This window comes from Pseudomonas sp. ML2-2023-3 (assembly GCF_037055275.1).
In the GTDB taxonomy this organism is placed as follows: domain Bacteria; phylum Pseudomonadota; class Gammaproteobacteria; order Pseudomonadales; family Pseudomonadaceae; genus Aquipseudomonas.
Genome location: NZ_CP146343.1, coordinates 1,184,977 through 1,207,044, shown reverse-complemented (window position 1 = coordinate 1,207,044; position 22,068 = coordinate 1,184,977). Strand labels below are relative to the sequence as shown.

The 22,068-nt window shown below is 57.3% G+C and carries 24 protein-coding genes; 9 read left to right on the top strand and 15 right to left on the bottom strand.

The window, feature by feature from the left end; genetic code table 11:
- Positions 1-40 precede the first annotated feature (40 nt).
- Together erpA and argC are read right to left on the bottom strand one after the other, a co-directional pair.
- Positions 41-391: an iron-sulfur cluster insertion protein ErpA gene (erpA, locus tag V6P94_RS05510; RefSeq protein ID WP_016782396.1), complete on the bottom strand. Its 351-nt coding sequence runs from the start codon at positions 389-391 to the stop codon at positions 41-43.
- 147 nt (positions 392-538) lie between these two features.
- Positions 539-1,573: an N-acetyl-gamma-glutamyl-phosphate reductase gene (argC, locus tag V6P94_RS05505; protein ID WP_133075335.1), complete on the bottom strand. Its 1,035-nt coding sequence runs from the start codon at positions 1,571-1,573 to the stop codon at positions 539-541.
- Positions 1,574-1,706: 133 nt separating this feature from the next.
- On the opposite strand from argC, the gene hemJ reads away from it, so the two are divergent.
- From hemJ to coq7, 6 genes are all read left to right on the top strand, one after another.
- The gene (gene hemJ / locus V6P94_RS05500; RefSeq protein ID WP_133075334.1) at positions 1,707-2,135 is read left to right on the top strand and encodes a protoporphyrinogen oxidase HemJ; all 429 of its coding nucleotides are present in this window, start codon (positions 1,707-1,709) and stop codon (positions 2,133-2,135) included.
- 29 nt (positions 2,136-2,164) lie between these two features.
- Positions 2,165-3,136: a nitronate monooxygenase family protein gene (locus tag V6P94_RS05495; protein WP_219262888.1), complete on the top strand. Its 972-nt coding sequence runs from the start codon at positions 2,165-2,167 to the stop codon at positions 3,134-3,136.
- A gap of 61 nt (positions 3,137-3,197) precedes the next feature.
- Positions 3,198-3,713, top strand: coding sequence for a DUF805 domain-containing protein (locus V6P94_RS05490; RefSeq protein ID WP_326398572.1), 516 nt, complete (start codon positions 3,198-3,200; stop codon positions 3,711-3,713).
- Between the two features lie 76 nt (positions 3,714-3,789).
- Positions 3,790-4,578 carry an SDR family oxidoreductase gene (locus tag V6P94_RS05485; protein WP_219262887.1) on the top strand — a complete coding sequence of 263 codons (789 nt, stop codon included), beginning with the start codon at positions 3,790-3,792 and terminating at the stop codon, positions 4,576-4,578.
- 67 nt (positions 4,579-4,645) lie between these two features.
- Positions 4,646-4,984 (top strand): histidine triad nucleotide-binding protein, encoded by a 339-nt coding sequence (locus V6P94_RS05480; RefSeq protein ID WP_133075330.1) that lies wholly within the window; start codon positions 4,646-4,648, stop codon positions 4,982-4,984.
- A 118-nt stretch (positions 4,985-5,102) separates the two neighbouring features.
- Complete coding sequence (coq7, locus tag V6P94_RS05475; protein ID WP_219262886.1) at positions 5,103-5,750, top strand: 2-polyprenyl-3-methyl-6-methoxy-1,4-benzoquinone monooxygenase; 648 nt, start codon at positions 5,103-5,105, stop codon at positions 5,748-5,750.
- A 216-nt stretch (positions 5,751-5,966) separates the two neighbouring features.
- Here coq7 and V6P94_RS05470 read toward each other — a convergent pair whose 3' ends face one another.
- Positions 5,967-6,389, bottom strand: a complete 423-nt coding sequence (locus tag V6P94_RS05470) for an OsmC family protein (RefSeq protein ID WP_338649078.1) — start codon at positions 6,387-6,389, stop codon at positions 5,967-5,969.
- Between the two features lie 222 nt (positions 6,390-6,611).
- On the opposite strand from V6P94_RS05470, the gene crp reads away from it, so the two are divergent.
- Positions 6,612-7,256 carry a cAMP-activated global transcriptional regulator CRP gene (gene crp, locus V6P94_RS05465; RefSeq protein WP_019823132.1) on the top strand — a complete coding sequence of 215 codons (645 nt, stop codon included), beginning with the start codon at positions 6,612-6,614 and terminating at the stop codon, positions 7,254-7,256.
- Here crp and V6P94_RS05460 read toward each other — a convergent pair.
- From V6P94_RS05460 to V6P94_RS05445, 4 genes are all read right to left on the bottom strand, one after another.
- Positions 7,253-7,954, bottom strand: coding sequence for a lipoyl protein ligase domain-containing protein (locus tag V6P94_RS05460; protein ID WP_326398573.1), 702 nt, complete (start codon positions 7,952-7,954; stop codon positions 7,253-7,255). The two genes, crp and V6P94_RS05460, sit on opposite strands and share 4 nt — an antisense overlap.
- Positions 7,955-8,081: 127 nt before the next feature.
- Positions 8,082-8,918: an indole-3-glycerol phosphate synthase TrpC gene (gene trpC / locus V6P94_RS05455; RefSeq protein ID WP_133075327.1), complete on the bottom strand. Its 837-nt coding sequence runs from the start codon at positions 8,916-8,918 to the stop codon at positions 8,082-8,084.
- The gene (gene trpD, locus V6P94_RS05450; RefSeq protein ID WP_133075326.1) at positions 8,915-9,964 is read right to left on the bottom strand and encodes an anthranilate phosphoribosyltransferase; all 1,050 of its coding nucleotides are present in this window, start codon (positions 9,962-9,964) and stop codon (positions 8,915-8,917) included. The genes trpC and trpD overlap by 4 nt, the downstream gene beginning before the upstream one ends.
- A 9-nt stretch (positions 9,965-9,973) precedes the next feature.
- The gene (locus tag V6P94_RS05445; RefSeq protein WP_133075325.1) at positions 9,974-10,567 is read right to left on the bottom strand and encodes an aminodeoxychorismate/anthranilate synthase component II; all 594 of its coding nucleotides are present in this window, start codon (positions 10,565-10,567) and stop codon (positions 9,974-9,976) included.
- A gap of 398 nt (positions 10,568-10,965) precedes the next feature.
- Between V6P94_RS05445 and estP the strand changes: the two genes are divergently transcribed.
- Positions 10,966-12,885: an esterase EstP gene (gene estP, locus V6P94_RS05440; protein ID WP_338649076.1), complete on the top strand. Its 1,920-nt coding sequence runs from the start codon at positions 10,966-10,968 to the stop codon at positions 12,883-12,885.
- Positions 12,886-12,982: 97 nt separating this feature from the next.
- Here the strand turns inward: estP and trpE are convergent, their stop codons facing one another.
- The 3 genes from trpE to rpe form a co-directional block, all read right to left on the bottom strand.
- Entirely contained in the window at positions 12,983-14,464 is a 1,482-nt protein-coding gene (gene trpE, locus V6P94_RS05435; RefSeq protein ID WP_326398575.1) for an anthranilate synthase component I, read from the bottom strand.
- A gap of 70 nt (positions 14,465-14,534) precedes the next feature.
- Positions 14,535-15,353, bottom strand: a complete 819-nt coding sequence (locus V6P94_RS05430; RefSeq protein WP_133075322.1) for a phosphoglycolate phosphatase — start codon at positions 15,351-15,353, stop codon at positions 14,535-14,537.
- Positions 15,350-16,024 carry a ribulose-phosphate 3-epimerase gene (gene rpe, locus V6P94_RS05425; RefSeq protein ID WP_133075321.1) on the bottom strand — a complete coding sequence of 225 codons (675 nt, stop codon included), beginning with the start codon at positions 16,022-16,024 and terminating at the stop codon, positions 15,350-15,352. The genes V6P94_RS05430 and rpe overlap by 4 nt, the downstream gene beginning before the upstream one ends.
- A gap of 260 nt (positions 16,025-16,284) precedes the next feature.
- Between rpe and V6P94_RS05420 the strand changes: the two genes are divergently transcribed.
- Positions 16,285-16,743, top strand: a complete 459-nt coding sequence (locus V6P94_RS05420; protein ID WP_219262882.1) for an REP-associated tyrosine transposase — start codon at positions 16,285-16,287, stop codon at positions 16,741-16,743.
- On the opposite strand, the gene V6P94_RS05415 is transcribed toward V6P94_RS05420, so the two are convergent.
- From V6P94_RS05415 to V6P94_RS05395, 5 genes are all read right to left on the bottom strand, one after another.
- Positions 16,740-17,564, bottom strand: a complete 825-nt coding sequence (locus tag V6P94_RS05415; RefSeq protein WP_133075319.1) for an ABC transporter permease — start codon at positions 17,562-17,564, stop codon at positions 16,740-16,742. The genes V6P94_RS05420 and V6P94_RS05415 overlap by 4 nt on opposite strands.
- Positions 17,565-17,574: 10 nt before the next feature.
- A complete protein-coding gene (locus V6P94_RS05410) occupies positions 17,575-18,822 on the bottom strand; it encodes an ABC transporter permease (protein WP_133075318.1) in 1,248 nt (415 codons plus the stop codon).
- A 68-nt stretch (positions 18,823-18,890) separates the two neighbouring features.
- Positions 18,891-19,931: an ABC transporter substrate-binding protein gene (locus tag V6P94_RS05405; protein ID WP_219262880.1), complete on the bottom strand. Its 1,041-nt coding sequence runs from the start codon at positions 19,929-19,931 to the stop codon at positions 18,891-18,893.
- Between the two features lie 40 nt (positions 19,932-19,971).
- Positions 19,972-21,096 (bottom strand): ABC transporter ATP-binding protein, encoded by a 1,125-nt coding sequence (locus V6P94_RS05400; protein WP_133075316.1) that lies wholly within the window; start codon positions 21,094-21,096, stop codon positions 19,972-19,974.
- A 329-nt stretch (positions 21,097-21,425) separates the two neighbouring features.
- Complete coding sequence (locus tag V6P94_RS05395; protein WP_019823106.1) at positions 21,426-22,055, bottom strand: response regulator transcription factor; 630 nt, start codon at positions 22,053-22,055, stop codon at positions 21,426-21,428.
- Positions 22,056-22,068: the final 13 nt, after the last annotated feature.

Genomic DNA, 22,068 nt, shown 5'->3' with positions numbered 1-22,068 from the left:
GAATCTACGCGGCGTTGAGTTTGAAGCCTGTACGACACGCTTAGATCGAGAACGATGATCCGCAACCACACGTTGTGGTGGCATTGGGGTTCTTGATCACAAAACGCGACCCTTCCAGACCTTCCTGATAATCCACCTCGGCACCCGCCAGGTACTGGAAGCTCATTGGATCGACCACCAGGCTCACGCCTTCGCGCTCCACCAGGGTGTCGTCATCGGCCACTTCTTCATCGAAGGTGAAACCATACTGAAAACCGGAACAACCGCCGCCCGTAACAAAAACGCGCAACTTCAAACGATCATTACCCTCTTCATCGACCAGGCTCTTCACCTTGTGCGCAGCACCTTCGGTGAATTGCAAAGCCATGGGGGTGAAGGATTCGACGCTCATGCTGACTATCTCCCGGCGTTATGCCGCCATAATGCGTGATGACGCGCATTATCCGCTTCTCCTAGAAAAGCGGTCAACTATTCATAAGTAGCAGCTGCAAGTGAAGAGCTCTTCACTTGCAGCTTGTGCTGGGTACCTGCAGATGCTTTAAGGCAACATCCCGGCGTGGGACAAGCCCAGACGCTCATCCAGGCCGAACATGATGTTCATGTTCTGCACCGCCTGGCCAGAGGCGCCCTTGACCAGATTGTCGATCACCGACAACACCACGACAAGGTCACCATCCTGTGGACGATGTACCGCAATCCGGCACACGTTGGCACCGCGCACGCTACGGGTTTCTGGATGGCTGCCGGCAGGCATCACATCGACGAAAGGCTCGTTGGCGTAACGCTTTTCGTACAAAGCCTGCAAGTCGACAGAACGATCAACAACGGTTGCATACAACGTGGAGTGAATACCGCGGATCATCGGCGTCAGATGCGGAACAAAGGTCAGGCCCACCTCTTTACCTGCCGCGCGGCGCAGACCCTGACGGATCTCCGGCAAGTGCCGATGGCCTTTCACGGCATACGCCTTCATGCTTTCAGACGTTTCGGCATACAGCGCTCCTACACTGGCACCCCGGCCAGCGCCGCTCACACCCGACTTGCAGTCAGCGATCAACTGCGAAGTCTCGGCCAGGCCGGCTTCCAGCAAAGGCAGAAAACCCAGTTGGGCAGAAGTCGGATAGCAACCCGGCACCGCGATAAGCCGCGCCTTCTTGATCTGTTCACGGTTCACTTCCGGCAGGCCATAGACAGCCTCATCCAGCAGCTCTGGCGCACCGTGCGGCTGGCCGTACCACTTGGCCCACTCATCCGCATCCTGCAAGCGGAAGTCTGCCGAGAGGTCGATAACCTTGGTGCCTGCAGCCAGCAGTTCGCCAGCCAGCGCATGGGCTACGCCGTGGGGCGTTGCAAAAAACACCACATCACACGCTCCCAGGGTTTGCGTGTCCGGCACGCTGAAGGCCAAACCGTCGTAATGACCGCGCAGGTTGGGATACATATCGGCAACTGGCAGGCCAGCCTCGGATCGAGAAGTGATGACAACCACTTCAGCCTGCGGGTGCTGTGCCAGCAAACGCAGCAATTCGACCCCGGTGTAACCCGTGCCGCCGACAATACCGACCTTGACCATAACCTGCCCTCAACGAAACCACTGGAAAGCCTTCGATAATAGGGATACCTGGCCCCTGCGACAACCGCCAAGGTGACTCCCGGACGCTCTACTACTACTATTTGATCTACCGTGAACCTGGGAATAACTAAAAATGCTTTATCTATGGCTCAAAGCCTTCCACCTCATCAGCATCGTCTGCTGGTTTGCTGGCCTCTTTTACCTGCCTCGCCTGTTTGTTTACCACGCACAAAGCGAAGATTCCGTTAGCAAAGAGCGATTCAGCATCATGGAGCGCAAGCTGTATCGCGGCATCATGGGCCCGGCAATGATTGCGACCCTGATTTTTGGCGGCTGGTTGATCAGCCTCAACCCGAGCGGCTATTTCAGCCAGGGCTGGATGCACGTCAAGCTGACACTGGTGATCCTGTTGATTGGTTATCACCACATGTGTGGGGCGCAGGTAAAACGCTTTGCCCGCGGCGAAAACAAACGTAGCCACGTGTTCTATCGCTGGTTCAACGAAGTGCCGGTCGTGTTTCTGCTGGCGATCGTAATTCTGGCCGTGGTCAAACCGTTTTAAACTCACTTCTTAACGATCCGAGGTTATCCATGTCACTGCCCGCTCTGCTTGAACAACGCTTGCGCCTGCCGGTAGTAGCCGCCCCCATGTTTCTGATTTCCAACCCTCAACTTGTCCTGGCCTGCTGTCGCAATGGTGTTGTAGGCAGTTTCCCTGCACTCAACCAGCGCGAGAGCAGCGGTTTCAAGGCATGGCTTGAGGAAATAGAATCAGGACTCGCCGGACTGGATAACCCTGCCCCCTACGCCGTGAACCTGATTGTGCATAACAGCAACCCACGGCTGCAGGCGGATCTGGCGATTTGCATCGAACATAAAGTGCCTATCGTCATCACAAGCCTGGGGGCAGTCAAAGAAGTTGTTGATGCCGTGCACAGCTATGGTGGCCTGGTATTTCACGATGTCACCACCCGACGTCATGCCGAGAAAGCAGTAGAGGCCGGGGTAGACGGCTTGATTGCAGTCGCAGCCGGCGCTGGTGGACATGCAGGTACCTGGAGCCCTTTTGCATTGGTCGCCGAAATACGGCAGTTTTTCGACAAAACCTTACTCTTAGCAGGGTGCCTGAATCACGGCCACGAAATCCTCGCGACTCAGGTTCTGGGCGCTGATCTTGCCTACCTCGGTACACGCTTTATCGCCACCCAAGAAAGCCATGCGCCTGACGCTTACAAAGAGATGCTGCTGGCATCCCGCGCCGCCGATATCATTCACACCCCCGCTGTATCGGGTGTGCCCGCCAGTTTTATGCGCCAAAGCCTTGAAAATGCAGGTTTCGACCTGGCTGCACTCCAAGGCAAAAACGACACGGGGGCAGGTAACAAACTCAAGCCGCTGACCGATGAGGCCAAGGCGTGGAAAACAGTCTGGTCCGCTGGCCAGGGCGCAGGAGAAATCCACGACCTGCCCACAATCGACCAGTTGATCGCACGCCTGGATGAGGAATATCGCAAGGCGCTAAGCCGCACCTCAAAACTCGCCCAGCATTGGCCGCATCACTGATATTGCCAAGCCCGCCATTACGGCGGGTTTTTGTTAACTCCACCCGGACAAGGAAGCCACCGTGCCCGAGCTTAGCCTGAACAAAACACCTCAAGAACAGTACGCGCCGCTTGACCCTGTGGGGTTCAGCGGGAGGATCGGGCGTTTACGACTGCTGGCATGGAGCATGATAATCACCGTCATCGCCATGGTGACATCACTTCTGGTTTTGCTCGCAGTCAAGGTTTCCCCCACCCTGGGCATTACCTGTGGCGCAACGCTCACACTTGCCTACTTCATCATCAGCCTGAGAATCAGCGCCCAGCGCCTGCATGACCTCAACTGGTCCGCGTGGATGCTGTTACTGCATTTGGTGCCCGTGGCCAATCTGATCCTGTCCCTCATGATGCTCTTGATGCCCGGCACACCCGGTCCCAATAAATACGGGCCACCGCCACCGCCGAACAGCCGTGCAGTCAATGTTCTGGCTGCGATTACCATCTTTTTGATTGGACTGGGCATCTGCGTAATGATTGTCCTCTTTGCTTTGGGCCTGCTGACTGCGTTGATCAACGCAGTCAACAGCAACAGCATGTAGACTGCCCGCCTTAATGAACGCGTTAACGCCAGGGACATCATTGTCACCGGACTGTACCGTTGCAATGGAGAACAGCATGACCCGTTACGCTTTAATCACCGGCGCCTCCAGCGGCATTGGCCTGGCGCTGGCTGAGGCTCTTGCCCGACGCGGGCGCAGTTTGATTCTGGTGGCCCGCCAGCGGGATGCGCTGGAAACCATTGCACTTGAGTTGACCCAGCGTTTCGGCGTCGAGGTGTTGTTCCGCGCCTGCGACCTGGGTGAGCCCCTGCGCCTGTCAGGCTTTTTGCTGGAGCTTGAAGAAGGCGACCGTCAGATTGACCTGTTGGTCAATTGCGCGGGTATCGGCACCTGCGGTCCTTTCCTGGCCCACGACTGGAGCGCCGAACAAGACCTGATTGAACTTAACGTGCTGGCACTCACCCGGTTGTGCCATGCCATTGGCAACATGATGGCCGTGCAAGGCGGCGGGCAGATTCTCAATGTGTCCTCAATTGCTGCGTTCAAGCCCGGGCCTTGGCTGAGCACCTACTTCGCCAGCAAAGCGTATGTCCTGCATTTTTCTGAAGGCCTGCGCGAAGAAGTGAAAAAAACCGGGATTAAAGTCTCGGTACTCTGCCCCGGCATTACCCGAACCCGTTTTTTCGATGCAGCCAAAATGAATACCGACGCCATCAAGCAAAGCACCGGAGCCATGAGCCCCGAAGAAGTTGCGCTTTACACCGTGCGTGCGCTCGATAAAAACAAGGCGATCATCATTCCAGGACGTCGCAACCGCTGGCTCTCTCGCTTCCCGCGTGTTCTCTCTCGCTGGATGACACGAAAAATAGCCGCCTCGGTCAACAAATCCTACTGCCCTCGTTAACGACGACTGGGCGTAACTCACAGCCCTGAGTACACTCAGACCGGACTTCACTCACGGAGACACAGCTTTGGATACTTTGTTTACCAAGATCATCAACCGTGAAATACCCGCAAAGATCATCTATGAAGATGATCAAGTGCTCGCTTTTCACGACATCGCACCACAAGCACCGGTCCACTTTCTGGTTATCCCGAAAAAGCCGATACGCACGCTTAACGACCTGGCCGAAGAAGACAAGCTGCTGGCAGGCCATATCCTCTTCACGGCACAGCGCCTTGCCAAAGAACTGGGCTGCGAAGACGGTTTCCGCGTAGTGATGAACTGCAATGAAAAGGGTGGCCAAACGGTTTACCACATTCATATGCACGTTCTGGGTCAACGCCAGATGAATTGGCCGCCGGGCTGATTGCTAGACGATTCTGACGTGGGAGCCGCACGGTTCCCACATCCATCCATGATCCAACGCAAACTCCACCCCCGCGATTGGGGTAAACTGACCGCCGTGATTTTTTCCGGAGGTAAGCATGACTAACCAACGTCACTACTCGCCGATTGACCGTCTTCTGTTACAAGCCGATACCGCCCTGCGCACTCTGCTGCCATTCAGCGGCCAGCCTCATCGGCCATCACCGGCCATAGTCAAACCTGAAAACCCGCTAGACCCGCAAGCTACACGCCATGTTGCCGGTCTGATGCGTATCAACCACACCGGTGAAGTCTGTGCTCAAGCCTTGTATCAAGGTCAGGCACTGACAGCCAAGCTCCCGCACGTGCGCGAAGCGATGGAACACGCCGCTGAAGAAGAAATCGATCACCTGGCCTGGTGTGAGCAACGCATTCGCCAACTGGGTAGCCATCCCAGCGTGCTGAACCCGCTGTTTTACGGCATGTCCTTCGGGATCGGCGCAGCAGCAGGACTGATCAGCGACAAAGTCAGCCTGGGGTTTGTGGCGGCCACCGAAGATCAGGTTTGCAAGCACCTGAACGAGCATCTTGAGCAACTGCCGGTCGAGGATGAAAAGTCCCGGGCGATTCTTGAGCAAATGCGTATCGACGAAGAGCAGCACGCAGAATCTGCGCTCGATGCTGGCGGGTTCCGCTTCCCAGCCCCGGTCAAATTCGGCATGAGCCTGATGGCCAAGGTGATGACAAAAAGTACGTACCGTATCTGATCGCAGCTTCGGTAGAGACCGCCGCTTTAGCGGGACTTTGCACATAGGCTATGTGCGTGTCAGTTAAGGGGCCTGTGGGAGCGGGCTTGCTCGCGATGCAGGCGACGCGGCCTGAGAGTCAAACCGCGCGGCTCCCATCGAGGGCAAGACCGCTCCCACAAGAGCCAGCTTCCCGATTTACTGACTGGCATTAGCTAAATCAAGACCCTTATTGACTCAGCCCAGCTCGATAATTTCGTAATCGTGGCTGATGGCAACACCCGCTGCGCCAAGCATGATGGATGCCGAGCAATACTTCTCGGCCGACAACTCGATGGCACGCTTGACCTGGGCTTCTTTCAAGCCACGGCCCTTGACCACAAAGTGCAGATGGATTTTGGTGAAAACCTTTGGATCTTCAGTGGCGCGTTCTGCCTCCAGAAACGCGTCACAGCTCTCAACCGCCTGACGCGACTTCTTGAGAATGCTGACAACGTCAAAGTTGCTGCAACCCCCGAGACCTAACAACAGCATCTCCATCGGGCGTACGCCCAGATTGCGACCACCGCTTTCAGGCGGGCCATCCATCACAACGACGTGGCCGCTGCCTGACTCGCCCAGAAACATGGCTTCGCCAGCCCATTGAATGCGTGCCTTCATCACCCAGACTCCACTGATTTAAAAGGGGCGCCAGCTTAGCACAGGGTCAGAAACTGATAACTCACCACACTGAAGCGTTTCTCTGGCCTGGCACTCCGAAAATTCTGCAATCCGTACAGAACCTGTCTGGTAAGCTGGCGCCAAATCGCTGGCGCCTGCCAGAAAGCGCTCTATATAAAAATAGATTTAATCCTTACTGTGTACGCTTCTCGGGATACAACCATGGTTGCTCTTACTCCCATACCCAAGATCAAGAACCTCGACAAGTTTTTGACTTTTTGCCAACGCAAACGATATCCAGCCAAGAGTAATATCATTTGTGCAGGTGAGTCTTCACACACCCTGTTCTTCATTATCAAAGGCTCGGTAACGGTTTTGATTGAAGACGAGGAAGGTCGTGAAATGATCATTGCCTATCTCAACAGCGGAGACTTTATTGGCGAATTGGGCCTGTTTGAACAAGCGGGACAAGAGCAGTCACGCAGCGCATGGGTTCGAGCCAAGACCGAGTGCGAAGTTGCAGAGATCAGCTATCCAAAGTTCAGAGAATACACTCAGCAAGAGCCAGAGATTCTTTACGCGCTAAGTGGCCAAATAGCACAACGCCTGCGCAACACTACGCGCAAGGTCGGTGACTTGGCATTCTTTGATGTCACAGGAAGGGTTGCGCGCTGCCTGCTTGAGCTGTGCAAACAACCCGATGCCATGACCCATCCGGACGGCATGCAAATCAAGATCACCCGTCAGGAAATCGGTAGAATCGTCGGTTGTTCTCGAGAGATGGTAGGACGCGTACTAAAAGGTCTGGAAGAACAGAACCTGGTAAACGTCAAAGGCAAAACCATGGTGGTGTTCGGTACACGTTAAGACTTGAGCAAGGGCGCCAGGATCTGTTGATAACTGGCACTCAAGCGCTCAAAGAAGTCGGGGGCCGCAAACGCTTCGTGCAAAGCGATGTGACTGTCGGCAAGACAGCGTTGCTCAAGATCACACAACTGATTGAAACGATTGACCGCCGCCACCATCGACTCACGCTCGTTCTCTACCAGCAATGCACCATGAACCAAACCGACAGGCCGCTGCCCGCCTTGACTCTGACGCCAGCGCTGAGCGGTTCCCACCAGTTTCCGGGCATTGAGATTGACGTTAAAACGCCCATCACAGAACGCACCCTCAACTTCGCCCAAAGAAGCGGTGCCACCCAACTGCATCAGCAAATCGCAAATCGGCTCGCACAAACGGCGATAGGCCGTTTCGATACGCCCATGATCGCCTTCACTGCATAAAGGCGCATAAACCAGTGCAATATTGACCGTCGAGGCGGACTGCGGGACAGGCTCGCCGCCCGTCTCACGCAACAGAACCGGCCAGCCGCTGGCAGCCAACTCAATACTGGCCTGCTCAAAACCCGGCAAGCGACTCAGTCGCCGCGGCATGACCAGCGCCCGATCCGTGGGCTGCCAGAACAGCACCCCTGCCTCCAGCTCTGCGGCACAGACCGAGGCCAGTAAATCCTGCTCGGCCTTGAGGCCGGCTTCGACGGTGAGGTGCTGGATGGGTGCCATGGGATTCCTTGTCAGACGCTGCAGATACAGGTTCGATCGCTGTTGGAGCGGGCTTGAGGCGCCGCAGCCTGCCAGGAAAATCGCGGGGCTGCTATCGCGAGCAAGCCCGCTCCCACAAGGGGATGAGTCAATCCAGAGTCGAACCCGTCACTGGCACAACGCGCTCCGGGAAAAACAGACGCTGCAGTTCATTGCCCGGGTTCTCGGCGCGCATAAAGGCTTCACCAACGAGGAACGAATACACCTCGCTGATTTCCATCAGCTCGACATCCGCACGGTTGAGAATCCCGCTCTCGGTAATCACCAGGCGATCACGCGGTACACGGGGCAACAGATCCAGAGTCGTTTCCAGGCTGACTTCAAAAGTGTGCAGGTTGCGGTTGTTGATGCCCACCAACGGCGTATCAAGGGTTTTAAGTGCGCGCTCAAGCTCGTCGCCATCATGCACTTCAACCAACACATCAAGCCCGACGCTTTTGGCGACGGCTGCCAGCTCTGCCATCTTCACGTCGTCCAGGGCGGACACGATCAACAGCACGCAATCGGCCCCCAAGGCACGGGCTTCGACGATTTGATAAGGGTCGATCATGAAATCCTTGCGGATCACCGGCAAGGTACAGGCCGCACGGGCCTGCTGCAGGTACGCGTCGGCACCCTGGAAGTAATCGATATCAGTCAGCACGGATAGACACGTCGCACCGCCCGACTGATAGCTCCTGGCAATGTCGGCAGGCACGAAGTGCTCGCGAATCACGCCTTTGCTCGGCGACGCCTTTTTGATTTCGGCAATCACTGCAGGCTGTTTTTTCTTGGCCTGCGCCAGCAAGGCATTGGCAAAGCCGCGAACAGGATCCGCCTGAGCGGCCAAACGTTCAAGCTCGGCCAGGCTCACGCGCGCGCTGCGCTCGGCAACCTCTTGAACTTTACGCGCCAGAATATTTTCCAGAACGGTTGGCACACTCATGCTTCATTCTCCTGCTTGAAAATCGCGGTAAACGCGCCCAGCTCTTCGAGCTTCTCGCGGGCCAATCCGGTGTGCAGCGCATCATGGGCCAACTCCACACCCTCTTTGAGAGTGTAGGCAAGGTCCGCGGCATAAAGCGCTGCGCCAGCATTGAGCACAATCATTTCGGCGGCTTTCTGGCCCGCTTCGGTTTTGCGACGACCCAACGCATCGCGGATCAACTCCAACGATTGCTCGGGGCTGTCTACTACCAGGCCGAACAGGCTCTGGCTCTTGATGCCAAAATCTTCAGGCTGAACCCAATACTCGGTGATCTCACCGTTTTTCAGCTCTGCCACAAAGGTCGGCGCTGCCAGGCTGAATTCATCCAGGCCGTCTTGCGAGTGCACCACCAGCACATGCTTGCTGCCCAGACGCTGCAGCACTTCAGCCAAGGGACGGCACAGCGCCTGGTTGAACACACCGACCACTTGATGCAACACACCAGCCGGATTCGTAAGCGGGCCAAGCATATTGAACAGGGTTCGCAAGCCAAGGTCGCGACGCGGAATAGCCGCATGCTTCATGGCGCCATGATGGCATTGGGCAAACATAAAGCCGATGCCCACGCTGTCGATGCATCGGGCGACTTGAACCGGGGTCAGGTTCAAATACACACCGGCCGCTTCCAGCAGGTCAGCACTGCCGCTTTTACCGGACACCGCGCGGTTGCCATGCTTGGCCACCGTGCAACCCGCCGCGGAAATCACCAGCGCCGAAGCGGTGGACACGTTGAAAATGTTCGCACCATCGCCGCCGGTACCAACGATATCGACCACGCCGTCCAGCGTCTTGAGCTCAACCTTGTCTGCCAGTTCGCGCATGACAGTCACGGCACCGACGATTTCGTCGATGCTTTCGCTTTTCATGCGCATGCCCATCATGAATGCGCCAATCTGCGCTTCGGTGCATTGACCGGTCATGATGTCGCGCATTACGTCGCGCATCTCATCGGTGGTCAGGTCGAGGTGGCCGACGATACGGCTCAGGGCTGTCTTGATATCCATATAAAGTCCTTAGCGCGTGCCGCCGGTTTGTTTTAGAAAATTCGCAAACAGCTCATGACCTTGCTCGGTCAGGATCGACTCAGGGTGAAATTGCACCCCTTCGATATTCAGCGTCTTGTGGCGCAGGCCCATGATCTCGTCCACCGAGCCATCTTCGAGCTGAGTCCAGGCGGTCAGTTCCAGACAGTCCGGCAGGGTTTCACGCTTGACCACCAGCGAGTGGTAACGGGTCACGGTCAGCGGATTGTTCAGGCCCTGGAATACCCCTGTATCGAGGTGATACACCGGGCTGGTCTTGCCATGCATCACTTGCCGGGCGCGGACCACATCGCCGCCAAATGCCTGGCCGATGGACTGATGGCCCAGGCACACGCCCAGGATCGGCAGCTTGCCGGCAAAGTGCTTGATGGCTTCGAGGGAAATACCCGCCTCGTTCGGCGTGCAAGGGCCGGGCGAGACCACAATGCGCTCGGGCTTGAGCGCTTCGATCTGGGCCACGGTCAATTCATCGTTGCGCACCACCTTGACCTCTGCACCCAGCTCGCCGAGGTATTGCACAACGTTGTAAGTAAAAGAGTCGTAATTATCGATCATCAGCAGCATGTTGCTAAACCTCTGAATTCACTGACATTCAAAACTGTTTTCAGAATCCTGTGCCCGCAGTTTCAGTTGCTGGTTTGAACACACCAACCGAGGGGCAGCCATTCATGAAAACGCAGGGGGCAGGTCCGGCGTGGCCGGCAGAGAAATATTAGGCGCGCCAACGCCAACGGCCGTGGGCCTTGAGAACTCGCATAAAGAGTTTGCTGATGATCAACACAGGAAGGGTCTCATTTCTACGTCAGGGCACAGTAACGTAGCCTCGCAGAAGGCGCAACACGGGGCAGCAAATACGGGGAAAAACATACGGACAATACTTTGTGTCTTTATTTGACACGAAACACTTAATACGAATTGTTTTGATAGTGTCCGCGCTCCCAACAATAAAAATAGACCTCCTCATGCGCAGACTTTCACTACTCATCCCCCTGGCGGGATGCATCCTGTCCTTCGTTAGCGAACGCGTACTCGCCGCCCCAACCCCCTACTCCACGATGATCGTGTTCGGCGACAGTTTGAGTGACTCGGGGCATTTTCCTGATACCGGCAGCGGCATGCGTTTTACCAATCGCAGCGGGCCTACCTACAGGGGTGAAACTTACTCGGCAGTAGCACCGATGATTTTGGGTGAAAAACTGAGCATCGCGCCCGGCGACTTGAGCCCGTCCACATCACCGGGCAACGCATTCACCGGCGACCCCGATGGTAACAACTGGGCGGTCGGCGGCTACCGTACGGACCAGATTTTTAACTCCATTACCAAAGTATCGAAGGTAGCCGTACCGCAAGGCTGGTTTCTTGGGGGGACCGTATTACGCAGCCGACGCGGCTACCTTGTGGAAAACGGTTTCAAAGCCGACCCCAAAGCGTTGTATTTCATCTCGGGCGGCGGCAACGACTTCCTCGATGAGAGAGTAAGAAACCCCGCCGAGGCAGCTAAAGCCGCGCAGAATCTGGCAGACAGCGCCTTCGCCCTGCAACAGGCCGGAGCGCGTTACATCATGGTCTGGCTGTTGCCTGACCTGGGCCTGACCCCGGCCATTTACGACACACCGGCACAAGCTGGCAGCAGCTACCTCAGCGCGGTGTTCAACACCGAACTGGCCCATCAACTCAGCCAGATAGACGCCGAAATCATCCCCCTCAATGTCCCGCTCCTGTTCCGGGAAGCGGTCTCCGATCCCGCCCGTTTTGGCCTGGCCACCGGGCACAACCTCGTGGCCACTTGCTTCAGCGGTGACGAATGCACAGAGAACCCGCAGTACGGCATCAATAGCCCGACCCCCGACCCAGCCAGGCTGTTGTTCAACGACTCGGTCCACCCCACCGAAGCGGGACAACGCTTAATCGCCGACTATGCCTACTCATTGCTGGCCGCCCCGTGGGAGGTGACGCTGTTACCCGTGATGGCCCAAGGCACGCTGAATGCCCACCAGGACCAACTGCGCACCCAGTGGGGGAGCGACAACCTTCAATGGCAAGCCACAGGGCAATGGAGAGCGTTCGTTGCGGGTGGCGGGCAACGTTTGAATATTGACGAGCAGCACACCTCAGTCAGTGCGGATGGCCGGGGCTATAACGTCAATATCGGCACCAGCTATCGACTGGATGAACACTGGCGACTGGGCGTGGCATCCGGATTTTACCGACAACGCCTCGAAACGGGCGCCAACGAATCGGACTACAAACTCAATAGCTACCTGGGCAGTGTCTTTGCTCAGTACCAACACAATCATTGGTGGGGTGACGCCGCCCTGACCTTGGGCAGGCTCGATTACGACAGCCTCAACCGAAAGTTCGCGCTAGGCGTGAGTGAGGGGGTGGAGAAAGGGCAAGCCGACGGCCACCTCCGGGCATTGAGCACACGTCTGGGTTATGACATCGCACAGGCCTCGGCTTCGTGGCACCTGTCGCCTTTTATCAGCGCCGACTACTCGCGAGTAGAGGTTAATCGCTATGCAGAAAAAGGGCGGCGTTCGACCGCATTGAACTACGAAGAGCAGACACTCGTTTCAAATCGACTTGGCGCGGGCGTACTCGCCAGCTACCAGTTCACCCCGCAGACCCGGGTGTTTGGCGAAGCCGTCCACGAGCACGAGTTCCAGAATGCGACCCAGCGCCTGAGCATCGCGCTGAACAGCCTGCCCAACAACAGCTTCACACTCGAAGGCTATACACCGCAAAGCAACCTTGACCGTGTCAGCCTGGGGATCAGCCACAGACTGACCGCCGACCTTATGCTGCAGGCGGCTTATAACGTGAGGAAGGGTGATGGGGTGGCTCAACAGGGAGCCAACCTCGGGGTCAGCCTGAACTTCTGATGACACAACCAGCAGGAGGGGACTTGCTCGCGCTGGCATCGCCTCGGTCAATCAGACAGACCGGGGACCCAGCATCGCGAGCAAGTCCGCTCCCACATCAATCCCGTGGAGTCTGCTCGGCCAGTACCACGGCCCGGAACATGGCGCGACGCTTGTTCAGCGTCTCTTCCCACTCAAGGGCCGGGACCGAGTCAGCGACAATGCCGCCGCCAGCCTGCACGTGCAGTTCACCGTTCTTGATCACAGCCGTGCGGATGGCGATTGCCGTGTCCATATTGCCGTTCCAGGCGAAATAACCGACCGCGCCGCCATAGACACCACGCTTGACCGGTTCCAGCTCGTCGATGATTTCCATCGCACGGATTTTAGGCGCGCCGGACAACGTACCCGCCGGCAGAATTGCCCGCAATGCATCCATCGCCGTCAGCCCGCTTTTCAGCTGGCCTGTCACGTTGGACACAATGTGCATCACGTTGGAGTAACGCTCGATCACCATTTTTTCGGTGAGCTTGACCGAGCCGATTTCAGAGACACGGCCCGTGTCGTTACGCCCCAGGTCGATCAGCATCAAGTGCTCGGCGATTTCCTTGTCATCACTGAGCAGGTCCTCTTCGAGCGCCAGATCGGCCTCTTCGGTGGCACCACGGGGGCGGGTTCCGGCAATCGGGCGCACGGTAATCAGGTTGTCTTCAACCCGCACCAGCACTTCTGGCGAGCTGCCCACGACGTGGAAGTCGCCAAAGTTGAAGAAGTACATGTAAGGCGTCGGGTTGAAGCAACGCAGCGCGCGATACAAATCGATCGGCGCGGCCTTGAAGTCTATGGACATGCGCTGCGATGGCACCACTTGCATGCAATCGCCTGCGAGGATGTAGTCCTTGATCGTGTCGACGGCTTTCTCGTAGTCGTTCTGGGTGAAGCTGGAACGGAACACCGGATCAGCCGCTTGCTGTGCCGTGAAGTCCAGGCCACGACGCGGGGTAATCGGCTGACGCAGCTGTTCAAGCAGGGCCTCGAGCCGGGCCTGACCTTCTTCATAAGCATCAGGCTGCGCCGGATCGACCAGCACGATCGCGTGCATCTTGCCGGCCAGGTTATCGAACACCACCACGGCGTCAGACACCATCAGCAGGATATCCGGCACGCCCAGCGGATCCGGGTTCGGGCATTTGCCCAGACGCGTCTCCACATAACGCACGCAGTCATAACCGAAATACCCCACCAGGCCACCGTTGAAGCGCGGCAAACCGGCAATGGTCGGCACGTTGTAACGGGCCTTGAATTCTTCAACGAACGTCAGCGGATCTTGCGCTTCGCAGGCTTCAATCTCGACACCGTCATGGGTCACGCTGATCTGGTGATCATGCACCCGCAGCACCGTGCGGCATGGCAAGCCAATGATCGAATAACGCCCCCACTTTTCGCCGCCCTGCACCGACTCCAGCAAATAGGAGTTGGGCTTATCGGCCAGCTTCAGGTAGATCGACAGCGGTGTGTCGAAATCAGCCAGGGTTTCGCGTGCAAGGGGGATACGGTTGTAGCCGGCAGCGGCCAAACGCAGGAATTCTTCGCGGATCATGAGGTGCCTCGTGGTCTGAGGGTAAAACGGTCAGGTATGCAAACGTGCCGACTATGCGGCCAGATTCAAGTCAGGCGCGCCAACGCCAACGGGCCAGGGCCTTGATAACTTTCATCCAGAGTTTGCGAGTGACCACCACGATAGAATCTCTTCGAGAGGGGGAAACAGAATTGCCCAACGTTATCTCAGGCGCAGAATCTAAGCAACCGGCTATCAGTTCTTGCAGGTTGCCAATCACCATATCCGGTGACTCTTCTTCAATCGGACGACCGTGGTTGTAGCCGTAGCTCAACGCGACGCAACGAACGCCGGCAGCCTTGGCCGCCAGTACGTCATTGCGAGAGTCGCCGACAAACATCGACTGGGCCGGGGTGGCGCCAGCCATTTTCATCACGAACAACAGCGCGGCCGGGTCAGGTTTTTTCTGTGGCAGGGTGTCGCCACCGATAATCCAGCGAAAAAACCGCCCCAGCTTCAGCTCATCAAGCAAGGGCGCGACAAAGCGCTCGGGTTTGTTGGTGATCAGGGCCATTTCAACGCCCTGCTTTTGCAGCCACTTGAGGCTTTCGCGCACACCGGGATAGACCTTGGTGTGTTCATGGCCGCCGTCGTAGGCCTCCATGAAAATCTCCAGTGCCTGCTCGGCCTGCGCGTCATCAACACCGCTGCCGTCCATATTGCCGGCCAGGGCACGGCGCACCAGCATCGGCGCACCATTACCGATCCACAACCGCACGTTTTCAATCCCGGCGGGTGGTCGACCCAGCTTGAGCAGCATGGTCTCCACGGCCTCTGCCAAATCCGGTACCGAGTCAATCAGGGTGCCATCCAGATCGAACATCACCAATTTTGGCAGCTGGCCCTGAAGTAGCTGCTCAAAGCGGCTCATGGGCGGGCCAACGCAAGCTCGGCACGCATTTTCTGAATGACTTCTTCGTAGTTTGGCGTGTTGAAAATGGCGGAACCGGCGACAAAGGTGTCGGCACCGGCTTCAGCGATTTCACGGATATTGCCAACGTTCACGCCGCCGTCGATTTCCAGGCGAATCTCGCGGCCGGATGCATCGATCAGCGCGCGGGCTTCACGCAGCTTGTTCAGGGTGCCGGGGATGAATTTTTGCCCGCCAAAGCCTGGGTTGACGCTCATCAGCAAGATCATGTCGACCTTGTCCATCACGTACTTGAGCACATCCAGCGGCGTTGCCGGGTTGAACACCAGACCTGCCTTGCAGCCGCCTTCGCGGATCAGTTGCAGGGAGCGGTCGATGTGCTGGGTCGCTTCGGGGTGGAACGTGATGTAAGTGGCGCCGGCTTCGATAAAGTCGCCGATGATCCGGTCAACCGGGCTGACCATCAGATGCGCATCGATAGGGGCAGTGACGCCGTACTTGCGCAGGGCGGAGCAGACCATCGGGCCGATGGTCAGGTTGGGTACGTAATGATTGTCCATGACATCGAAGTGAACGATATCAGCACCCGCGGCGAGTACGTTGTCCACTTCTTCGCCAAGGCGGGCGAAATCGGCGGAAAGAATCGATGGGGCAATAGCGAAGGGCTGCATGACGCACCTTTTAGTGGGCTAAACACGGTGGCGCGCATTGTATACCGCTGGCTATGTGCCGCACACCGCCTTACGGTCGCTTCGCGACCGATCGCAGCCTTCGGCAGCGACTACAAAGACACACATAACCTGTAGTCGCTGCCGAAGGTTGCGAAAAGGACCCAAGCACTTTTCTGCAATATTTTGCGAATAAAGGATCAAGCCACTCCCTCGTTAGCCATCTAGGTTAAACAAATACCCACTGCGTCGAGGGCAAAGGAATGCCACGAGTGTTTACCAGCAACCAACTACTAAAAGGCCGCTACTCCGAACCTGGCCGTATTTACCTGCTCACAACCGTCACCGATCGCAGACGCCCGATTTTCAGCGATTTCCATTTAGGGCGTCTCGTCGTCACACAACTCAGGCAAGCCCATGACGAAGGCATCGTCCATTCAATCGCCTGGGTGGTCATGCCCGACCATTGTCATTGGCTGGTAGAGCTACGCCGTAAAACCCTGGGTGAACTGATGTGCCGCATCAAGTCGCGCAGCAGCGTCGCCGTCAACCGGGCCGCCCAATCCGCAAGCCGGTTATGGCAAAAGGGTTACCACGACCGCGCTTTGCGCCAGGAAGATGACCTCAAGGCCGCCGCCCGCTACATCATCAAAAACCCGATCCGCGCCCAATTGACCACGCGGATCGGTGATTACCCCTTGTGGGATGCTTGCTGGTTCTAGGCCTGTGCCGTGCGTAGCTTCTCGCTACGCCCGCGCAGCCATTCAAGCGTAAGCAACAACACCACCGAAAACGCAATCAGCAAGGTCGCAGCCGCAGCAATGGTCGGGCTGAGGTTTTCGCGGATGCCGCTGAACATCTGCCGTGGCAAGGTCGCCTGTTCAGGGCCAGCCAGAAACAGGGTGACCACTACTTCATCAAACGAGGTCGCAAAGGCAAACAACGCCCCCGAAATCACCCCCGGGGCAATGAGTGGCAATGTCACTCGGCGAAAGGCCGTCAACGGTGAAGCTCCCAGGCTGGCAGCCGCCCGAACCAGATTGTGGTTGAAGCCCTGCAATGTCGCCGACACGGTAATGATCACAAACGGCACACCCAAGACCGCATGCACCACGATCAGCGAGATGTAGCTGTTACCCAGTCCCAGCGGCGCAAAAAACAGGTAACTGGCCACACCAATGATCACCACCGGCACCACCATCGGCGAAATCACCAGGGCCATCACCAGTGCCTTGCCCGGAAAGTCACTTCGGGTCAGGCCGATCGCCGCCAGCGTGCCGAATACCATCGCCAGCACGGTCGCCAACGGGGCCACGATCACGCTGTTTTTCAGGGCACGCATCCACTCCGCTGAGGCGAAGAAATCCTGATACCAGTGCAGCGAAAAACCCTGCAACGGATACACCAGGAAACTGCCCGAGTTGAACGACAACGGAATAATCACCAGCACCGGTAAAATCAGGAACAACAGAATCAGCCCGCAAAGAATGCGCAAGCTGTAGAACCAGACCCGCTCAACGGGTGACATATAGGGGCTCAGCATGGCGCTCTCCTTAACTCAAACGCAGGCGGCTGGCGCCTACCAGCCAGTTGTACATCAGGTACAGCACGACGGTAGCCAGCAATAACAAGCCGCCCAATGCTGTGGCCATGCCCCAGTTGATGCTGGTGTTGGTGTAGAACGCCACGAAGTAGCTGACCATCTGGTCATTCGGGCTGCCGAGCAAGGCCGGGGTGATGTAGTAGCCAATAGCAATGATGAACACCAGCAAGCAACCTGCTCCTATACCGGCGTAGGTCTGCGGGAAGTACACCCGCCAGAAGCTCGCAAACGGATGACAACCCAGCGAGATGGCTGCACGCATATAGGTAGGCGATATGCCTTTCATCACGCTGTAGATTGGCAGGATCATGAACGGCAACAGAATGTGCACCATCGCGATGTAAACCCCGGTGCGGTTAAACACCAGCTCCAGCGGCTTGTCGATCAAACCCATGCTGAGCAACGCGCTGTTGATCAGACCGCCTGACTGCAGCAACACAATCCAGGACGCGACCCGCACCAGCACCGAGGTCCAGAATGGCAACAGCACCAGAATCATCAACAGGTTGCTTTGCCGTGTTGGCAGGTTGGCCAGCAAATACGCCAACGGGTAGGCCAGCACCAGACAAATACAGGTGATCACAAAGCCCATCCAGAAGGTACGGGCGAAGATGTCCAGGTAGATCGACTGATCGGGAGTGGCCTGGGCGATTTCACCCAGATCATCGATGCGGTGATCGACCGCCGCCAGCAGATAAAACGCAGTCACACTGGAGCTGTTGCGCTTGATCGCCTGCCAGTACGCCGGGTCGCCCCAACGTTCATCAATCACTTCCATCGCATCTTTGTAAGACTCAGGGGCCGCCTTGAATGGCAGCGCCTTGGCGGTTTTCATCAACAGGCTGCGATAGCCGGCCAATTCCATATTCAGACGCTTGGACAAATCGCCCAAGACTTGATTCTTGCGGGCTTCGGCCAAGTCTTCACTGAGGGCCTTGTACACGGGCTCGGCGGGCAAGCCCTTGCCATCCCAGCTCTCCACGGCAACCACCGTGCGCGGCAAACCTTCGACCACCTCCGGGTTACCGACACTTTTGTAGAGCAATGCCGCAATCGGTACCAGAAACACCAGCAGCAAAAAGATCACCAAGGGGGCAATCAGCGCCTGCGCCTTCCAGCGGTTGATCCGCTCGGCATGCGCCAAGCGCTTCTTCAAGGTGGGGCTGGAGACCTCGTTCAGGGGAACGGCGACGGCCATGGCGAACTCCGAAAAACTTTAAACGATGGCGGTGCGACCCAATGGATCGCACCGCATGTCAGCGCTGCTTACTTGGCAGCCCAGGCGTTGAAACGCTGTTCCAGTTGCTCGCCGTTGTCAGCCCAGAAGCTGACATCGATCTGCACCTGGTTGGCGATGTTTTGCGGGGCTGTAGGCATGTCGGCCTGAACCTCTTTAGGCAGCAATGGCATCGCCTCCTTGTTGGCCGGGCCGTAAGCGATGTTTTGCGAATAGACGCTTTGCTGTTGTGGCAGCAGGGTGAACGCCATGAACTTCTTCGCCGCGTCCGCCTTGGCTTTGCCCAGGCCTTTAGGGATGGCCCATGCATCAAAATCGTAGATGCCGCCGTTCCACACGATTTTCAGATTGCTTTCTTTTTGCACGGCAGCGATTCGACCGTTGTAGGCCGAGCTCATCACCACATCGCCAGAGGCCAGGTATTGAGGCGGCTGAGCGCCCGCTTCCCACCATTGAATGCTCGGTTTGAGCTCATCGAGCTTTTTAAAGGCACGGTTCTGACCGTCCTTGCTCGCCAGCACGGTGTACACATCCTTGGGCGCGACGCCATCAGCCATCAACGCGAATTCCAGGGTGTACTTGGCGCCTTTGCGCAGCCCGCGTTTACCCGGGAAGGTCTTGGTGTCCCAGAAATCCACCCAGCTGGTTGGCGCGGTTTTCAGTTTGTCGGCGTTGTAGGCCAGAACGGTGGACCACACAAAGAAGCCCGCCCCACAGGACTGAATCGCGCCTTTGACGTATTGATCAGGATTGCCGAACAACGCCGGGTCCAGGGGTTCGAACATATCCTCGTCGCAACCGCGGGACAGCTCCGGAGATTCCACTTCTACCAGGTCCCAGGAGATGCTTTTGGTGTCGACCATGGCCTTGATCTTGGCCATTTCACCGTTGTATTCCCCGGCAATGATCTTGCCGTCGCCCTTGGCTTCCCAAGGGGCGTAAAACGCTTTGACCTGGGCGGCCTTGTTTGCGCCGCCAAACGACACCACGGTCAGATCGGTTGCGGCCAGTGCATTGGCCGCAAACATCAGGCCCAGACTTAAGGCCGTGAACTTGAAGGATGTATGCATTGTTATTCTCCACTGTGCAGGGTTGGTGAAGCCGGGGCGATCAATTCGCCTCTAAGAGAGGGTCCAGCGCACGTACATGTTCGACCTGCCAGCCCAGCGGCACGACGTCGCCGACGGCCAGGGTGGGGTCCAGCTCGGCAATCGGCTGTTTCACAAAGAAATCGTTCATGCCGCAGACTTCCAGGCGCACCCGGACGTGGTCGCCCAGGTAGATAAACTCCTCAACCCGACCCGAGAACCGATTGGCGCACGACTCGCTGGAACCATTGAGGCTGATACGTTCAGGGCGAATCGACAGGGTGACCGGATCACCTGTACGACCGACATTCACCGCCAGTGCCTGGACTTTCTCGCCCCGGCTCAGCTCGACTACGCAGCGATCGCCGTCCTGGCTGAGCAGGCGGCCATTGAGGCGGTTGTTCTCGCCGATAAAGTTGGCAACAAAAGTATTTTTTGGCTCTTCATAGAGCATGCGCGGCGGGGCGATTTGCTGGATTTCACCCTGGTGGAACACGGCAACGCGGTCGGACATGGTCAGCGCTTCACCCTGGTCGTGGGTCACGTAGACCACGGTCACGCCCAGGCGTTGGTGCAGGTGTTTGATTTCCATCTGCATGTGTTCACGCAGTTGCTTGTCCAGAGCCCCCAAAGGTTCGTCCATCAGCACCAGCTGTGGCTCGAACACCAGCGCACGGGCCAGCGCCACACGCTGTTGCTGGCCGCCAGACAGCTGGGCCGGGTAACGCTGGGCGAAGGCGTCGAGCTGAACCATGCTCAGTACCCGCTTGACCCGCTCACTGATATCGGTTCGGTTCAGCCCGCGTACCGACAGGGGAAAGCCGAGGTTTTCGGCCACGGTCATGTGCGGGAACAGCGCATAGTTTTGAAACACCATGCCGATGTCGCGCTTGTGCGGCGGCACGTTATTGATCGAACGTCCGGCCAGCAAAATCTCACCGGCGGTTGGCGTCTCGAAACCGGCCAGCATCATCAGGCTGGTGGTTTTGCCCGAACCGGAAGGCCCGAGCAAGGTCAGGAACTCGCCTTTGCGAATCTCCAGATTGAGATCTTTGACGATCAGGTTTTCACCGTCGTAGCTCTTTTGCACGCCACGAAAGCTGACCAGAATCTCATCCGCCCCAGCGCTTGCACCGACCTCACTCATAACCACACCTTTTGTTTTGGACTGCCGTAGCCCAAGACTAAAGAAGCGGCTACCCCACAGAAATCGGGGGGTGAGAGAGATTCACATCAGGAGTCTGGAAGGCTTTGGGTAGGGATTGCCCTACAGAGATGTCGTGATCAGGATGGTGATCAGGACACCCGTACGCACTTGCTAAAGGCTGGCAGCCAAAAATGTCGCAAACAGGCATGACCCTTGTCCCTGTAGTCGCTGCCGAAGGCTGCGAAGGGTTGCGGAGCAACCCGTTTTCTTGAAGACCCTGCGATCTCCTTCGCAGCCATCGGCAGCGACTACGGGAACAAGGCAAGTCGTTACAACAACTTGTGCTCCATCGCGTATTTCACCAACTCGGCCAGCGACGTGACGTTGAGCTTTTGCATCAGGCGCGCCTTGTGGGTGCTGATGGTCTTGCTGCTCAGCGCCAGCTGCTGGGCAATGTCATTGACGTTAACGCCCTGGGCCAGGCGCTTGAACACCGAAAATTCACGCTCGGACAGCAAGGCATGCAAAGGGCGCGAATCGGTCAGGCCCACTTCAAACACCATGCGGTCAGCCAGGTCCGGGTCGATATAGCGCCCCCCTGCCGCCACCTTGCGGATCGCCATCAGCAATAGCGCCGGGTCGCTGTCTTTGGTGGCATAACCCGCCGCCCCAAACTTCAGCGCCCGCGCCGCCATTTGCGCTTCATCGTGCATCGACAACACCAGGATTGCCGGTGGATTGTTCAAGGCCCGAATACGCGGTATCGCCTCAAGGCCATTGACCCCGGGCATGGAGATGTCCAGCAGCACGACTTCGCACGGCACATGACGCAAGGTTTCCAGCAACTGCTCCCCATTGCTGGCCTCACCCACCACCAGCAGGTCTTTGGCCAGGCCGATCAATTGCTTGATCCCTTCACGCACAATGGTGTGGTCTTCCGCTACCAGTACACGAATCACGGGCAATTCCTCA

Excerpts from the sequence above, each read along its gene's own strand:
- V6P94_RS05430 (WP_133075322.1), bottom strand. The coding sequence starts at position 15,353 with ATGAGCCGCTTTGAGCAGCTACTTCAGGGCCAGCTGCCAAAATTGGTG.
- trpD (WP_133075326.1), bottom strand. The coding sequence starts at position 9,964 with ATGGATATCAAGACAGCCCTGAGCCGTATCGTCGGCCACCTCGACCTG.
- V6P94_RS05495 (WP_219262888.1), top strand. The coding sequence starts at position 2,165 with ATGTCACTGCCCGCTCTGCTTGAACAACGCTTGCGCCTGCCGGTAGTA.
- V6P94_RS05460 (WP_326398573.1), bottom strand. The coding sequence starts at position 7,954 with ATGGCACCCATCCAGCACCTCACCGTCGAAGCCGGCCTCAAGGCCGAG.
- V6P94_RS05410 (WP_133075318.1), bottom strand. The coding sequence starts at position 18,822 with ATGGCCGTCGCCGTTCCCCTGAACGAGGTCTCCAGCCCCACCTTGAAG.
- V6P94_RS05485 (WP_219262887.1), top strand. The coding sequence starts at position 3,790 with ATGACCCGTTACGCTTTAATCACCGGCGCCTCCAGCGGCATTGGCCTG.
- crp (WP_019823132.1), top strand. The coding sequence starts at position 6,612 with ATGGTTGCTCTTACTCCCATACCCAAGATCAAGAACCTCGACAAGTTT.
- argC (WP_133075335.1), bottom strand. The coding sequence starts at position 1,573 with ATGGTCAAGGTCGGTATTGTCGGCGGCACGGGTTACACCGGGGTCGAA.
- trpC (WP_133075327.1), bottom strand. The coding sequence starts at position 8,918 with ATGAGTGTGCCAACCGTTCTGGAAAATATTCTGGCGCGTAAAGTTCAA.
- V6P94_RS05415 (WP_133075319.1), bottom strand. The coding sequence starts at position 17,564 with ATGCTGAGCCCCTATATGTCACCCGTTGAGCGGGTCTGGTTCTACAGC.
- hemJ (WP_133075334.1), top strand. The coding sequence starts at position 1,707 with ATGCTTTATCTATGGCTCAAAGCCTTCCACCTCATCAGCATCGTCTGC.
- V6P94_RS05405 (WP_219262880.1), bottom strand. The coding sequence starts at position 19,931 with ATGCATACATCCTTCAAGTTCACGGCCTTAAGTCTGGGCCTGATGTTT.
- estP (WP_338649076.1), top strand. The coding sequence starts at position 10,966 with ATGCGCAGACTTTCACTACTCATCCCCCTGGCGGGATGCATCCTGTCC.
- rpe (WP_133075321.1), bottom strand. The coding sequence starts at position 16,024 with ATGCAGCCCTTCGCTATTGCCCCATCGATTCTTTCCGCCGATTTCGCC.
- erpA (WP_016782396.1), bottom strand. The coding sequence starts at position 391 with ATGAGCGTCGAATCCTTCACCCCCATGGCTTTGCAATTCACCGAAGGT.
- V6P94_RS05420 (WP_219262882.1), top strand. The coding sequence starts at position 16,285 with ATGCCACGAGTGTTTACCAGCAACCAACTACTAAAAGGCCGCTACTCC.
- V6P94_RS05400 (WP_133075316.1), bottom strand. The coding sequence starts at position 21,096 with ATGAGTGAGGTCGGTGCAAGCGCTGGGGCGGATGAGATTCTGGTCAGC.
- V6P94_RS05445 (WP_133075325.1), bottom strand. The coding sequence starts at position 10,567 with ATGCTGCTGATGATCGATAATTACGACTCTTTTACTTACAACGTTGTG.
- coq7 (WP_219262886.1), top strand. The coding sequence starts at position 5,103 with ATGACTAACCAACGTCACTACTCGCCGATTGACCGTCTTCTGTTACAA.
- trpE (WP_326398575.1), bottom strand. The coding sequence starts at position 14,464 with ATGATCCGCGAAGAATTCCTGCGTTTGGCCGCTGCCGGCTACAACCGT.
- V6P94_RS05470 (WP_338649078.1), bottom strand. The coding sequence starts at position 6,389 with ATGAAGGCACGCATTCAATGGGCTGGCGAAGCCATGTTTCTGGGCGAG.